This is a genomic window from Pseudobdellovibrionaceae bacterium, from assembly GCA_023954155.1.
Lineage (GTDB): Bacteria > Bdellovibrionota > Bdellovibrionia > Bdellovibrionales > UBA1609 > JAMLIO01.
The window spans coordinates 110,083-124,563 of the sequence record JAMLIO010000006.1 but is presented as its reverse complement, the minus strand read 5'-3'; the positions used below and the strand labels follow the sequence as shown (position 1 = coordinate 124,563).

Below are 14,481 nucleotides of genomic sequence, written 5' to 3'. Positions count from 1 at the left end.
TCAGATTTTTAATGAGGCAGAAAGTATTAACGCATTTGTGAGCGTGGATTTAATCGAATTTGTAGACGTTGATCGACTTTCAACTCGACAGTCTCTTCGGCAAACAGTCCTAAGCGTTGATTGACAGCGCGAACCACAATTTTACCAGAAGGCACACGATACATCCTGATCGGAAGTTGATCGGGGATAGAGACGTTATTGATATAAAGCATGATGGGATCATTATTAGGATTGACCACACTGACATCTAAGTAACCGATGGGGTTCTTTTGTAAAGTGGCAAACACTTCAGTCTCTTTAGATCCATTAGGCATAGGGCGAGCATAGTCAATGAACCCTTGTTTTTTGACTTCCAATTGGTATTCGCCATTAGCAGGAACATCAATTCTTCCTGGTGTGACACGACCTGTGTTTTTGCCATTGACAAAAATTTGCGCGCCAGGAGGATTACTTCTTACGATCAATTTCTTTTCCGCTCCTTTAAAGAGCACGTTAGAGTCTTTGTCTCCTAAGGAAGCAAGGTCCTTGGTCGAAATCTCTTTTACTTTATTAGACGATCCAAGGTTGGGAAAGATCTGTGAAGCAATCAATGCCAATCCACACGCCACTACTACAAAAAGAACATATTTGCTCCAGTTGGCGGCAGAGCCCACATCAGAACTGTACTTATTGTAACTGCCTGTATATCTGGAGTAACTGCTTTGTGTTTGTGATCTCACGCCTGAGGCTGATTGTTGAGCCCTAGGGTCAGACTTTTGTGTCTTATTGATAGTGATACTTTTAAAATCAATGTTAGTAGCGTGCTGAGGTTGATCCATCTCGAAATCCAGTCGCAAATGATTGGACTTGTTTGGAGAAGGAATATCAGGCTGTGTGACTGAAGCCACCACAGTAGCGTCGGCATTATTAGACGCCATAGCACTGGTATCAATTTTAAGATTAGAATACTCAATTAGCTTTTTTCTATTTTGTAGAATTTCATCTGCATACAAAGACTTAATAAAAATTGAAAAGTCATGAGCAGAAAAATCAGGGTAGTGAGTGTTTAAAAATCTGTTCAAGTCTCTTTGAAAATCGGCACAAGTTTGGTAACGCTCATCTTTGTTTTTAGCCAAAGACTTCATCACGATCTTTTCCAGCGCTTCATTGACATCAGAGTTTAAACTTCTGATAGAAGGGATTTTCCCTTCGCGAATCTTCTTAAGGGTGTTGATCTCGTTAGAGGCCATAAATAAGCGGTCTTTGGCTAAAAGCTCCCAAAGCACAATACCTAAAGAATAAATATCAGTTTTTAAATCAATCTCTTCGCCACCAGCTTGCTCTGGAGACATATAGGCAAATTTACCTTTAAGAGTTCCTGCTTTAGTGCTTTCGACTTGGCTTTCCGCCTTAGCAATACCAAAGTCGACGACTTTGATTTCACCTTCATAGCTGACCATGATGTTTTGTGGACTCATGTCTCTATGAATAATATTTAGGGGTTTACCAGTGGTTCCATCCAAACATCTGTGTGCATGGTCAAGACCAGCAGCCACTTCGCGAATGATATATACGATCTGATCAATAGAGAAGTAAACATCAGAGTCCTTAAGCATACGGTTGATCACTTGGCGTAAGTTTTTACCGTTGACGTATTCCATCACGATGTAAAACTGACCGTTTTCAACACCAAACTCATAAACAGGAACGATATTACTATGAGACAGGTTCACGTTGATTTTAGCTTCGTCCTTAAACATGTTAATGAACTCGCTGTTACCAGAGTATTGTGGCAAAATACGTTTAATGGCACTGAACTTTCCAATACCACCAGCACCTGAACTGCGGGCAAGGAAAATCTCTGCCATTCCTCCCATAGCAATGCGCTCCAGAAGGACGTGTTTACCAAAAACTTCGTAATTGCTCTTACTCAACTCAACCTCGTTGTCTCAGTGAAAATATCGGTCTGTGAGGGTAGACTCTTAACAAGACCTTGGTAAGATGTGGGAAGAATAAGTGAAATAAAAGGTCTAATTTATGTTATGGATAGGACTTACGGGTTGTATAGGGTGTGGAAAGTCCACGGTGGCCCAGCTGCTTAAGAGCAAATACGGTGTAGAGGTGATTTCCGCTGATGAGGTGTCTCATAATGTGATGTTCACCAGTCCCATAGTCCATACAGAAATCCAGCAAAGATGGGGTTTGGACCCAAAACAAATGAATCCTGAAGAGTACCGAAAGGCCATTGCCGCCAAAGTTTTTGGCGCGCCTGAGGAGCTTTTGTTTTTAGAACGTCTTATGCACCCCTTGATCCGTGATGAAGTGCAAACACGAAGACAAGCTCTAGAGTCCAAAGATCACGCCATTGCGTTTTATGATGTCCCACTTTTATTTGAAAAAAATATGGAAGATCAATTTGATCTGATTGTGGGAGTGTTTGCCTCCGAAGATGTACAAAGGCAGCGCATTTCAGAGCGCAACACATGGTCTAAAGAAGAAATAGAAAGACGTATACAAACACAAATGAAAGTCGAAGATAAAATAAAAGGCTGCGATCATATTATCTTTAATGATGGCAGCCTTGAAGATCTTGAGCAGCAAGTTGAAAACTTGTACTGGCAACTCAGTTAGTTTTTTTATATCCCAAGAATATAAGCAAAGATCAATGGAGCCACGATAGTGGCGTCAGACTCGATGATAAACTTAGGTGTTTCGGCAGCAAGTTTACCCCAAGTGATCTTTTCATTAGGTACAGCTCCAGAGTAAGAGCCAAAGCTGGTTGTGGAATCAGAAATCTGACAGAAGTAACCCCAAAGAGGCACGTTCGTTTCACCTAAGTCTTGATGTAACATAGGGACCACACAGATCGGGAAGTCTCCCGCAATGCCGCCCCCAATTTGGAAAAAACCCAGAGAGGACTTGGCGGTGATCTCTTTGTACCAACCCGCAAGTTCTTTCATGTACTCAATACCTGTACGTACAGTGTGAATGTTTTTGATGTCACCATTGATACAGTGTGAAGTGAAGATGTTTCCTAATGTAGAGTCTTCCCAGCCAGGAACAAAAATAGGAAGATTCTTTTCACAAGCAGCCATCAGCCAACTGTCTTTAGGATCAATTTGGAAAGAGCCTTCAAGTTTTTTTGAACGTAACATTTGGTACATGAACTCATGTGGAAAGTAAGCTTCGCCTTTTTGATCAGCAGTTTGCCAGTGATCTAAAATGACGTGTTCAATTCTTCGGATGGCTTCTTCTTCAGGAATACAAGTGTCAGTCACGCGATTTAAGTGGCGCTCTAAAAGTTTGTACTCATCTTCGGCAGTTAAATCACGGTAGTGAGGGATACGAACATAATGTTCATGAGCCACAAGATTAAAAATATCTTCTTCTAGGTTGGCTCCAGTACAGCAGATGCCGTGAACCTTATCCTGACGAATCATTTCTGCAAGGATCAATCCCATTTCGGCTGTACTCATAGCTCCCGCTAGAGTCACAAACATCTTGCCCCCTTGTTGCAAGTGATCTTTATAACCTTGAGCTGCATCTTTCAGTGCTGCTGCATTGAAGTGTCTAAAGTAGTGATCAATAAATTGTGTTGTGGTTAAGCTCATAATATACCCCTTTCTTCCTAAGCAGCATTAAAAGCTGTGTGGTTTTTCACCTGTTTTTTTGTTCCCCATCTTCTTACTCTTGATAGTTTTTGGCAATAAGATAAGTTTCAAAACTCCCTTTTCTGACGGCTTCTGGCTTAAGACGTTTGATCTCTTTGAATTGGGACTTCAGCTCCTTGGTCACAGTCTGATCTGTCTGGCTTTCAAAGATTTTCATCACAAGATGTCCACCAGGTTTTAAGAACTGGGTGGCCACTTTGATCACTTCAAGACACAGATCTTCAGAGCGGGCCTGATCCACAGAACGAATGCCTGTGGTGTTGGGAGCCATATCGCTCATGATCACATCGGGCTGCCTGTCATGTAAGATTGCGGGATCAAGTTCAAAGATGTTCATCTGGTGGAATTCTGCGTTAAGAGCGGTGAACTCTACGGGTTTGAGATCAATCCCAACAATAAGTCCTTCTGGGCCCACGGCCTTGGAAGCATACTGAGACCACGATCCAGGGGAGGCTCCTAAGTCTAAAACAAAGTCGCCTCTTTTAAACAAGCGGTGCTTTTTCTGGATTTCTTCTAGTTTGTAGGCTGAACGCGCTAAAAAGCCGTCTTTTTTTGCTTTATGAAAAAAATGGTCCTTACGATTGAACGCCATGTTTTAGAGACCTACCTCACTGGAGCAAAAAATCAAGTCTTATTGATCTTGAGTATTTATTTAGAATTGTACACGAATATTTCAATCCTTGATGTCGAGAGCCTTTTTTAGGATAATCCAAGGAAAGCACAAACTGGGAGCACAGATGAAACATACAAAGATCGTATTCACCGCAGTCGTAGTGATGATGGCAGTAGGATGCACATCAAAAAAAGACAGTACTAAAACAGCAACACCGAAAAACACCCTGGAACGCATTAAGGTGGAGCTAGCTTCTAAGAGCGAGAGCAGTGTGACGGGAACTGTAGAGTTCATCAGCAGTGAAGAGGGTGTGCGCGTGGTTGCAGACATTAAAGGTTTAAAGCCTAATTCTAAACATGGGTTTCATATTCACGAAAAGCCAGATTGCTCTGCTGCCGATGCCTCTTCTGCGGGGGGACACTTTAATCCTCTGGGTCACGATCATGGTTCCCCAGGTGAAGGTTTTCATGCAGGTGATTTAGGTAATCTTGAAGCCAACGCACAAGGTGAGGCTAAGTTAGATGAAGTCTTTGCCCACATTTCCATGAACCCTTCTGCGGCCTCTTACATCATCAATCGTTCCGTAGTGGTCCATGGTGATGAAGACGACCTAGAATCCCAACCTGCTGGAAACGCAGGCCCACGCGTAGCGTGTGGAGCGATCACACTATAAATTCAACTCATTCAACAAAGTTTTGGGAATTCCTTTGGGAATCGCAGATAAAAGTTTTTTGGTGTACTCATCTTTAGGATTTTCGTAGATAGATAGAGCATCGGACATCTCAACAACTTGTCCTTTGTTCATCACGGCAATTTCATCAGAGATGAATTTCACCACGGCTAGGTCATGCGAGATAAAGATGTAAGATAGGCCCAACTCATCTTGTAAGTCTAAAAGCAGATTTAAAATCTGTGCTTGCACAGACACGTCTAGAGCGGAAACGGACTCGTCACAGACGATAAACTCGGGTTCCACAGCTAGTGCGCGGGCAATACAAATACGTTGACGTTGTCCACCAGAAAATTCGTGAGGATAACGGTTTAAATACTCGGCAGGAAGACCACAGCGTTCAATTAAAGCTGCCGCACGCTCTTGGCGTTCTTGTTTGGTTTTGTATAAATTATGAATCTGCATGGGTTCCATGATCGCCGAACCAATAGTCATTCTAGGATTCAGAGAGGCATAAGGATCTTGGAAAATGATCTGCAATTTGCGTCTCATCGCGCGCATATCATTTTTGGATAAATCATTTAATTTTGTACCCTTATAAATCACATCTCCAGAAGTGGGTTCGATAAGACGAAGCAGTGTGCGACCAAGTGTGGTTTTGCCACAACCCGATTCTCCCACAAGACCTAGTGTGCGGCCTTTACGAACTTTAAGGGTGACGTCGTTGACGGCTTTAAACCATTCCGTAGTTTGACCTAAGAAGTTCTTTTTCATGGGGAAGTGCTTTTCTAAATTGTTCACTTCCAAGATGACGGGATTTTTTTCTTCATCAATGGGGCGCACATACTTTTCTACTTTTTTAATATCAAAGTTTGTGGGTTTTTCTTTTCCGTCTGGAGTCATAAAGTCAGAAACCATAGGGAGACGGTGAGGGTTAGAGATCAAAGAGGGACGACACGCTAGCAGTCCTTTTGTGTAAGGATGCTGCGGACTTTTAAAGATGCTTTCTGATTGTCCATGCTCAACGATGTCGCCTTTGTACATCACCACCACTTCATCGGCGATGTCAGCGATGACACCAAGATCGTGGGTAATAAAAAGAACGCTCATCTTCGATTGATCTTGAAGTTCAGCAATCAAATCTAAAATTTGTTTTTGAATGGTCACATCTAACGCTGTAGTGGGTTCATCGGCGATTAACAGTTCAGGTGAACACGCAATGGCCATGGCAATCATTACTCGTTGTCTCTGCCCACCTGACATCTCGTGTGGGTAGGCTTTGATCCGCACAGAGGGATTAGGAATGCCCACTTTATCTAAAAGTTCAATGGACTTTTCCCACGCTTCTTTTTTACTTAAACCTTCGTGTAAAATTAAACTTTCAGAGATTTGATCTCCAACAGTAAACACGGGATTTAACGAAGTCATAGGCTCTTGAAAGATCATAGAGATCTGCTTGCCTCGAATCTTGCGCATTTGAGCTTCGGTCTTTTTTAAAAGGTCTTCGCCTTTATATAAAATTTCACCACCTGAGATTTTTCCAGGAGGGTTGGCAATCAGTCGCATGATGGCCAGAGAGCTTACGCTTTTTCCTGATCCTGATTCGCCCACAAGTCCGACAGTTTTTCCTTGAGGAATATTAAAGGAGACCCCTTTAATTGCTTGAACGATGCCATTGTCAGTTTTGAAATCTACCTTCAAGTTTTTTACTTCGATAATATTGGACATTCTGCGCCCTCCAAACTCTCATTTATGACATAAAAGAGGGCGTATTGAGTAGTCGGGTGTGTCAGTTTTAGCGATTGGCGCAGTGTTTAAACTAGTAGAGGCTCGCTTCGGGGCTATCTGTAGGGCACGGAAAGACTTTTCCTGGGATAGAAGGGGTTTTTTTGGCGTTCAAGGGTTGAAGGACGCGCAGTTCCTCGTCCAAATCACTCAGAACCAAAAACTTGATATGAAGTTGGGCTTTGGAGGGATCGACAAAGATTCCCAAATTGGCGCTGTCATCCTCGCCTTTGCAGCTTATATATGAAGCACTGAGATGGCATTTTACATTATTGTACGCATCAGGGTCGTTATGGACGCCACGATCTACAAAGTACATCGTGGTTTGGCTTTTTTTAGACGAGTTAAACAAAGAGGGATAAAAGGTGAGGGAGTCAATGCCTTGAGAGTGAGCAAAATGTTTTTGAAAGGGCTTAAGATCAAAATGAAAACACAGTTCTTTATCGGTCTGTTGAGGGCGTCGTTGCAGGTTTTGTGCATGAGAAAGTTGAGACAGCGCAATTAAACTGACTCCAAAAAGGATCAAAGATTTTTTAAATACTTTTGTGCTGAGATGATGTGTGCTCATAATTTATTTTCCTCTTACCTTTTTAGTTGTTCCTACAGTTATTGATACTTGAATCTTTATGATATTTTTCTGGACCATAGTTGATCACCAAAGAAGGGCCATTTTTATGAAGCTGTTCTAACATCCATCGGTCATTCACACCCACAGAAGGGCAACCCCAACTGGATTTGTAAGGACTTACGTGCATGGGTTTGGCACTTGAAGTGGAATTATTACTGTCATGGGCACCGTAAAGAGCCAGACGAGTAACGGGACATTTTGACATGTCTCGTACGGGGCGACTCAGGATGGGCTGACCTTTAGAATTTTTTTGAAAACAATTTGCCCAACCCAAATTTCGGTAAGCACTAGTCACTCTGTAAGGGATAAATGGCGTAAGTGAACCTGTGATAAAAGCCCCAGGTACAGTGGTCTTTTTTCCAGAGCGGTCTGTATAGTTGTTACTCGAAGAGCCTGTGCCTCTGTTGATGTAAGTTTTAGTGATCAAACCTTTTCTGGCAGAACCACTTCCTCCGTCGCAGAGATCAATAAAATAAGAAGGACTACGATTAGAAAAGCCACTGACTCGTTGGTTTAAGTCATTGACGACAAACTGACAGCTGTTTTTAATGCCTTTGGCCCCACCTGCAGCTAAACAACGTTTATCTTGCAGTTCACCTAAATTCGCTTTGAGATATTTTAAAGAATAGATCAAAGCCTTTTTGGAAATCTCACGACTGTTGGCCTTTTTGATCAGCTTGTAACAGTTTTCCGTTTTAGTTTTATCTAAAATTTTTCTTTGTGAATCATAGAACTGACATAAGTTATACTCTTCATCAGTAAGACCACTGGGACGAACAGGCAAATTGGGATCTACAGGTGCCACTACTGAAGCTCCTGAATGTTCACCTGCGCCATCTCCCAACTCACCACTCTGTTGACCGCTGACATCGGGTGCTGTGATCACATATCCACCGTTGCCACCCTCTGGAGGAGTTTCCGTTGTTGTTCCAGAGTCTGTCTTTGTGGGACTCCAGTTTCTGAGTTGTGCTGTTGTAAGCTCCCCGTTGTAATGCTCTTTGGTGTAGTAAGAATGAATCCATACTTTAGAAGGACATCCACGTTGATTCAGTCGAATCTGTACCCAACCATTTTTTTCTTGTAGCGCCTCGTACTTGGCGCCATTTCTGACTTTACCGCACACTCGGCTATTAAAGCCTGCGTCTCTTCTGGCATTAAGGCGACCTTGAGAGGTTTTGATCTCGATTTGGCTTGCATGGGCAGACCAACTGCAAAAGATTAAAATAAGAAAGATACTTTGTTTCACCACGGGTTTATGGGTGCACAGCCAGTGCCAAAAATGGGCTCTTCAAATCTGTGTATATTGCATTTCAGCACAAAGCCGCTGTTTAGCCCTAAGCAGGTGTCTCAAAATTCGACAACACTTGGTGTCTTACTCAAAAAAGTTTAGCTCAAATTTATTGCAGATGAGGTTAATTCTGGAGAGATAACAAACGCTTGGGTTGGCTTTGAGTTCTATGATGGTAATATAAATCTGAATGTGAGGATGAACATCTATGAGAACAGAAAAAGAACCAAGAATGCAATATATCGAAAAGAACTTTGTTCGTATGGGAGAGCAAAGAGAGAAGATACTAGGTGCGATCCTAGAAGTGGACAAAGATGGGATTCAAATTTCTGGTAGCGAAGGGCAAATGATCAAAGTCCTAGCTAAAATGATAGGGGCACAAAAGGTTGTAGAGATTGGCACTCTGCTTGGTTTTTCAACTACATGGCTTCTTGAGGCTGTAGGACCTAAGGGTAAAGTTTGGTCTTTTGAAAAGATGTCGGAGCATCACAGGATTGCTCAAGAACTTTTAAAAACGGAAGTCGAACAAAACCGTTTAAGTTTGCACCTTGGAGACGCCATCGAAGAACTGCCCAAAATTGAAAGTGAAGGCCCTTTTGATATGGTTTTTATTGATGCCAATAAAGCCGCATACTTGGATTATTTTAATTGGGCTCATCGCAACTTGCGTTCGGGTGGACTGATCGTTGCCGACAATACATTTTTATTTGGTATGGTTTATCAAGACGAAACTCCACCCAACCATGCTAAAGCCGTAGCGGTGATGCGAGAGTTCAATCAAAATTTAGGTGAACATCCCGAATATGATGCGATTCTGATTCCCACCTCAGAAGGCATGACCATCGCCCGCAAAAAGTCTCTTTAAATAAAAAAAGTCACCTTTGGCTAAAAGGTGACTTCAAAATTCATAGATTTTACTAAAAAGCAGAACCGTACTGCTTAGGCGTTGGTTTGATCCCAAAGATGTGACCAGTCTACATCAGGAGTCACCTTAGGATAAAAGCTTTGTTCTACTTGTGGACGAACCTGTGCGGGCATATTCGAGAAGTTGATTTTGACTTGCTCTAAGGCAGTCTCTGAAAGCACTTTGCCGCAAGCTTGGATCACACTGTCTGCATCAATGCCATGGTAGGCATAGATGTCTGTAGGACGACCACATTTAGAATGTTTGCGCACAGCCAAAGCCTCTTGGCGAACTCCAACAATAGAACCGATGTTATCTAATAACCCCGCTTCGCCATCATGCACACTCACAATAGGGATGCGACGACCAGAGAAGGTTTGAGCTTCGCCTGGAAGAGCAGCGCCGTTGCTTAAGGGTTGCAAGAATAAATCTGCGTTCACCTTTAAGTTTTGCTTTAAATGCTGATAGTTGTTTTTGTATGCAGGATTACCAATCAGTAAATCCGTATTTGTTACAACAATTACGTTGGCATAAATGCCTTTAGCTAAAAGGGCATTTGACGCTTTGATGGCTTCCGTCCCTAAGCTTCCCAAAGAAAAGATATTCACCACGTTATCACCAGGGTTGTAACCTGCATAAGATTCATAGTTGATCAGGTAGTAGCCGCCGTTTAACACATCTTTGCGAACGGTTTCTAGAATGTCTGCTTCGGCAATGGTGCTCATAGTATTTTCTGCAACAGCGCCACTCATAGGATAGTCTTTATGAGCAAGTACTGCATTAGAATCCGTCTTAAATCTTTTTTGAGTTTTTAAATATTTTAAAAAGTCTTTCTGCTCTATACCACGAGTCACACCACGGAAAACAACTCCTTGGCGTTCGTCATTATCATAAGTGAAGTGTCTTTTTAAAGATTCACAGAAGATCCAATCCAGTTCTTGGCAGAACATAGGCTCCCAAGTGGTTTGGTTAGGAACCTGAATGTCAGACTTCCAACCATGTTGCGCGCCCTCAGGAGACAGAGTGACTCCAGAGGGAGTTCCGCCCAAGAAGAACGACGACTTCCAGTACATGTTGTAAAAGTACTGATCCAAAGCTCTTTTGATAAAGAAGTCATAAACAGTCATCAGTGGGAAGAGCGGGATTCCAAGAATGTCGCGCATTCTTCCAAAGCTTCCAGCACAGGACATCACGTTAGCTTCAGCAATTTCAAACCTTAAGAATCTGTCCGTGATCTCTTCACCAGGAATCAGGTCAGGGTTTTTATGATCCTTCACTCCGCGTTGCTCTTCGATGTCATCCACTTCGTTGGCACTAAAAATCTTACCGTCCATCGAAGGGTTAAGGTTAGTGCTGGTTCCCACGTCAGGAGCCATAGATACAATATTTTCGGCAAGAGGCTTCCACAGCTTTTCTTCGTCAGTTAAAGGTTTGTCTTTGGTATCGAGTGACGTATTTGCAATACGAGTCAGTTTAGAAGTCAGCTGTCCTAACATCCACTGTGTATGAGGGTAGCTTGCAAACTTTAAATTGATATCTAGGGAAGTGGGAAGCTCATTCACTTTTTTCGCAAAAGCGTCTTTATTGGTTTTACGAATCTCTTCTTGTTTTAAAATGTCATTATAAAGTTTTTCACTACGGGCTTTTAGAAATTTCCCTTCTTCAGACTTGGCATCAAAGCGTTCAAACAATTTATCACCAGTGATACCTTGGGCCTGACGTAGGGCCTCCATCTCTTCGGGTTCGGGTAGGGCAGAGTGGTTTCCACTGCTTGCCGCCATCTCAAGACCCCAGCCTTTGATGGTATGAGCTACAATTGCTGTTGGTCTGTCTGTAGATTTTTTTGAAGCTTCGAAGGCTTGCAGTAAGCATTCGACATCATGTCCACCCATATCGTTAAGGGCCATTAAAAGATCTTCGGCCTTTTGTGACTCAACAAATTGAGCAATGGATTTAATCTTTGCCAGTTCGCTCTTTAAGGTGTTGGCATCTTTGATCAGCAGTAGAGTTTGAAGATCGTAGTCCGTCAATTCAGTTTCAAACCAATTTTTAAAAGCTTCACCACCTTGGGCAGAAAATAATTTCTGTCTGAATCGACCATGCTGAACAGTGATCACTTCCCAACCGTTAGCAGCCATGGTTCTTTCGATACGATGAGCATCGGTTCCATTAAGGGCATCGGTGTTGGTGATTCTATGTCCATCTAAACTTTGGCGGTTATAATCAATGATCCAAGTCAAATTGCCCAGTTCACGTTCTGCAAAGTCAGGCACAGCCTCAAACAAGGAGCCTTCGCGGAATTCCGAATCTCCAATCACACACCAAAAGTGGGCATCAGGAACATTGTATCCATGTTTTTTTGCATATCGGTAAGCCAGAGCTAAGTACCCAGCTTGAACTGCGGGAATGCCCACTGTTCCTGATGGGAAAAAGTTATGACGATCAGGATCCCAAGCCGAGTGATAAGATTGAAATACGGGCTCTCCATTTTGAGAGAAAGCACGTAGACCCATCATCGCTGTGTCACACTCTTCTTGTGTGAATTTAGAAAAGTCATCACGAAGAAATAAATCTAATAAATAATTAAACGAATGGTCTGCAGGTGAAGCATGAGGCTTATTTGAAATATGATCAAAACTGGTTTTGGCAAATAGGTGAAGTGTTCCGAGGATATGTAAAGCACTGGAGCTTGCCGACGAGTGACCGCCTACTTTGGGATCGCCTTTTGCTTTGTTTTTGCGATGGTTGGCTTGGAAGACCATTTGGTTAGCCAGATAGTGGGCGCGTCTGAAAATATGATCTAGAGCCTTAGGGCTGATGTCTTTTAGTGAACTCATGTTTCATGCTCCTTTTAAAATCACAATCAGATGTTCGCGTAAAAACAGCTTATAGAGGGAATCTATAAGCTGCGTTTTCTGACCTGTGAAAGCACCATTATTACCCCAACTGGGGGGCAGTATCAACCTAAAGTGACTTGATGCTGAATAAAGCTAGAAAGAGTAAAAGCCTAATGTTTTTATAAAGTTAGCAGTCGATTTGAGCTTCCAATTTGGGGACAAAAGTAGAGGCGTAAAGGTTAGCTTTCGAGAATAAAGTCCCAGAAGACTTTGATAGTTCCGTCTTTTTCAACCAAACCTGAAGGCGGATTTAAGAAGGGGGCCGCCGCTCTGAAAGCCTCAATGGCAGCGATGTCGAGTTCTTTAAAGCCAGAGGTTTTAAGCAGTTCAATCTTTTTCAAATACCCTTTTTTATCTAAAGTGATTCTTAGAGATGTGGACTTAATGTCTACAGAGGCTAAGCGACGATCGTCTTTAGCGAACAGCAGTTGCACACTATGGCGCACCTGTGGGTTCCAGTGACTGCGAAGCTGCTCTTTAACGCGTGCAAAGTAAGAATAGTAGATGAACTCACGAGTGTTTAACAAAGTTCTTTCACCAATAGGAATGTCTTTAAGGTGGTCATCAGTCTGACTGAATCCGTCTCCAGCAAAGCCTCTTTGTCCTGCCTGTGCAGCGACGGCTTGCTCAGCAGTGCGTTCCACGGTGTCTTCAAAAGAGGCTCCAGTAAGTCCTAGTTTTTGAGCTTTAGTTTTAGGTTTAGTCTCTGCTGCTTGTGAGGCTGTCAGAGGGAACTCGGGTGTCTTTTCTATTCGTGGAAGTTCTTGTTGTGGTTGTGTTTTAGATTTTGCCTGTGGTGTAGGGTCGATCTGTCTTTGGGGAGGTATAAAAGCTCCAGGTGCAGACGCATTATTGAATTTTCCGACGTTTGCGGCACGGGTCTCTTGCTCTACGGTTTGATTGCTCTGACTTAAGAAATAATCTTTTTCTGGAATTTGATCGTTAATGCTTTTCTCGTTTTGCGAAACCACCTGACGTCGCAGGTCTTCTTCATTGATCAGTTCGATCTGTGTTACGACATCTTCGGTTTTGTCTTCGATCGTGTGATTGAGTCGTTTTGCTAATTCCTGCATGAAGGCCAAGCGCGGTGCATAATGTACAAATCCACCCAGCATAGCGTGTAGAGCTATGGAAATAATCAAAAAACTGGTAAGGAGCATCTGCCTTGTGTTTTGCGGCTTCATCACTTGCTTATTTTATCGGATAAACGTGAAAAAAAATAGAGGACTAGGTTTGTGCTTTTTTCACTAGACTCTATGTGCGAGCTGTCGAAAAATAGAGATATTATGAAGATCATTGCCTATGCGAAAACAGACGTTGGTAGAAAGCGTAAAATTAACCAAGATTCGGTTTTGGTGAACTCTAAGTATCATATTTACGCTGTGGCCGATGGCATGGGGGGACATAAAGGTGGTGAGGTGGCGTCAGCTATGGCCGTTGAAGCCATGCAAGAGGTTTTAGGCACACCGCGCACAGCCACTGAAGCCGTCGAAGACAAGATTGAAATGGCCTATCGTCTAGCGAACGAGAGAATTTACACAAAGAGTCATGATCCCAATTTTATAGAGCTTGAGGGCATGGGCACGACTTTAGTCTCACTCATTGCTACAGAGAAGCGCATTTATATTTCAAATGTAGGCGATTCTCGTGCTTATATGTACAGCGATGGGAAACTTTGGCAGATGACCGAGGACCACTCTTTAATCCAAGAGCAGTTTCGTGCAGGTTTAGTGAATAACGAAAACTCTGCTGAAGTTATAGGCAAAAACGTGATCACCAGAAGTGTGGGCTATGAGTCGTATGTCAAATCTGACATTGTTTATAGAGATTATGTACCTGGCGAGATCTATTTATTGTGCTCGGATGGATTATCAGGCTTGATTTCTAATGGTGAGATTGCAAAAATCATAGCCGAAAATCCTTTGGATAAGGTGGCCAATGTGTGTGTAGAACGCGCCAATGAAGCAGGAGGCAATGACAACATCACCTGCCTTGTCGTTTGTCTTAAGTAATTGGTCTAGGTGCTGTGGTTTTTTTGACGCAGAC

Annotated in this window: 12 protein-coding genes; 4 read left to right on the top strand and 8 right to left on the bottom strand. The window is 42.7% G+C overall.

What is annotated here, in order from left to right:
- Window positions 1–26: 26 nt before the first annotated feature.
- Window positions 27–1,913: a protein kinase gene (locus tag M9899_08495; protein ID MCO5114201.1), complete on the bottom strand. Its 1,887-nt coding sequence runs from the start codon at window positions 1,911–1,913 to the stop codon at window positions 27–29.
- Between the two features lie 103 nt (window positions 1,914–2,016).
- Here M9899_08495 and coaE point away from each other — a divergent pair, with 103 nt between their 5' ends.
- Complete coding sequence (gene coaE / locus M9899_08490; protein MCO5114200.1) at window positions 2,017–2,610, top strand: dephospho-CoA kinase; 594 nt, start codon at window positions 2,017–2,019, stop codon at window positions 2,608–2,610.
- Window positions 2,611–2,615: 5 nt separating this feature from the next.
- Here coaE and M9899_08485 read toward each other — a convergent pair whose 3' ends face one another.
- Window positions 2,616–3,590, bottom strand: a complete 975-nt coding sequence (locus M9899_08485; protein ID MCO5114199.1) for a deoxyhypusine synthase family protein — start codon at window positions 3,588–3,590, stop codon at window positions 2,616–2,618.
- A gap of 73 nt (window positions 3,591–3,663) precedes the next feature.
- Complete coding sequence (locus M9899_08480; protein MCO5114198.1) at window positions 3,664–4,242, bottom strand: RlmE family RNA methyltransferase; 579 nt, start codon at window positions 4,240–4,242, stop codon at window positions 3,664–3,666.
- A gap of 145 nt (window positions 4,243–4,387) precedes the next feature.
- Here M9899_08480 and M9899_08475 point away from each other — a divergent pair, with 145 nt between their 5' ends.
- Entirely contained in the window at window positions 4,388–4,936 is a 549-nt protein-coding gene (locus M9899_08475; GenBank protein MCO5114197.1) for a superoxide dismutase family protein, read from the top strand.
- Here the strand turns inward: M9899_08475 and M9899_08470 are convergent.
- From M9899_08470 to M9899_08460, 3 genes are all read right to left on the bottom strand, one after another.
- Window positions 4,931–6,661: an ABC transporter ATP-binding protein gene (locus M9899_08470; protein MCO5114196.1), complete on the bottom strand. Its 1,731-nt coding sequence runs from the start codon at window positions 6,659–6,661 to the stop codon at window positions 4,931–4,933. The two genes, M9899_08475 and M9899_08470, sit on opposite strands and share 6 nt — an antisense overlap.
- Window positions 6,662–6,752: 91 nt before the next feature.
- Window positions 6,753–7,286: a hypothetical protein gene (locus M9899_08465; protein ID MCO5114195.1), complete on the bottom strand. Its 534-nt coding sequence runs from the start codon at window positions 7,284–7,286 to the stop codon at window positions 6,753–6,755.
- 22 nt (window positions 7,287–7,308) lie between these two features.
- Window positions 7,309–8,592, bottom strand: a complete 1,284-nt coding sequence (locus M9899_08460; GenBank protein MCO5114194.1) for a hypothetical protein — start codon at window positions 8,590–8,592, stop codon at window positions 7,309–7,311.
- A gap of 250 nt (window positions 8,593–8,842) precedes the next feature.
- Here M9899_08460 and M9899_08455 point away from each other — a divergent pair, with 250 nt between their 5' ends.
- On the top strand, window positions 8,843–9,499 hold the full coding sequence (locus M9899_08455; protein ID MCO5114193.1) for an O-methyltransferase: 657 nt from the start codon (window positions 8,843–8,845) through the stop codon (window positions 9,497–9,499).
- 74 nt (window positions 9,500–9,573) lie between these two features.
- Here M9899_08455 and M9899_08450 read toward each other — a convergent pair whose 3' ends face one another.
- Window positions 9,574–12,375, bottom strand: a complete 2,802-nt coding sequence (locus M9899_08450) for a pyruvate dehydrogenase (protein MCO5114192.1) — start codon at window positions 12,373–12,375, stop codon at window positions 9,574–9,576.
- Window positions 12,376–12,614: 239 nt separating this feature from the next.
- Entirely contained in the window at window positions 12,615–13,619 is a 1,005-nt protein-coding gene (locus M9899_08445) for a TonB family protein (GenBank protein ID MCO5114191.1), read from the bottom strand.
- Between the two features lie 102 nt (window positions 13,620–13,721).
- Between M9899_08445 and M9899_08440 the strand changes: the two genes are divergently transcribed.
- Window positions 13,722–14,447, top strand: coding sequence for a Stp1/IreP family PP2C-type Ser/Thr phosphatase (locus tag M9899_08440; GenBank protein MCO5114190.1), 726 nt, complete (start codon window positions 13,722–13,724; stop codon window positions 14,445–14,447).
- Window positions 14,448–14,481: the final 34 nt, after the last annotated feature.

Bases quoted from the DNA above. Each gene is read 5' to 3' on its own strand.
- coaE (MCO5114200.1), top strand. From the start codon at position 2,017: ATGTTATGGATAGGACTTACGGGTTGTATAGGGTGTGGAAAGTCCACG.
- M9899_08485 (MCO5114199.1), bottom strand. From the start codon at position 3,590: ATGAGCTTAACCACAACACAATTTATTGATCACTACTTTAGACACTTC.
- M9899_08480 (MCO5114198.1), bottom strand. From the start codon at position 4,242: ATGGCGTTCAATCGTAAGGACCATTTTTTTCATAAAGCAAAAAAAGAC.
- M9899_08475 (MCO5114197.1), top strand. From the start codon at position 4,388: ATGAAACATACAAAGATCGTATTCACCGCAGTCGTAGTGATGATGGCA.
- M9899_08470 (MCO5114196.1), bottom strand. From the start codon at position 6,661: ATGTCCAATATTATCGAAGTAAAAAACTTGAAGGTAGATTTCAAAACT.
- M9899_08465 (MCO5114195.1), bottom strand. From the start codon at position 7,286: ATGAGCACACATCATCTCAGCACAAAAGTATTTAAAAAATCTTTGATC.
- M9899_08455 (MCO5114193.1), top strand. From the start codon at position 8,843: ATGAGAACAGAAAAAGAACCAAGAATGCAATATATCGAAAAGAACTTT.
- M9899_08450 (MCO5114192.1), bottom strand. From the start codon at position 12,375: ATGAGTTCACTAAAAGACATCAGCCCTAAGGCTCTAGATCATATTTTC.
- M9899_08445 (MCO5114191.1), bottom strand. From the start codon at position 13,619: ATGAAGCCGCAAAACACAAGGCAGATGCTCCTTACCAGTTTTTTGATT.
- M9899_08440 (MCO5114190.1), top strand. From the start codon at position 13,722: ATGAAGATCATTGCCTATGCGAAAACAGACGTTGGTAGAAAGCGTAAA.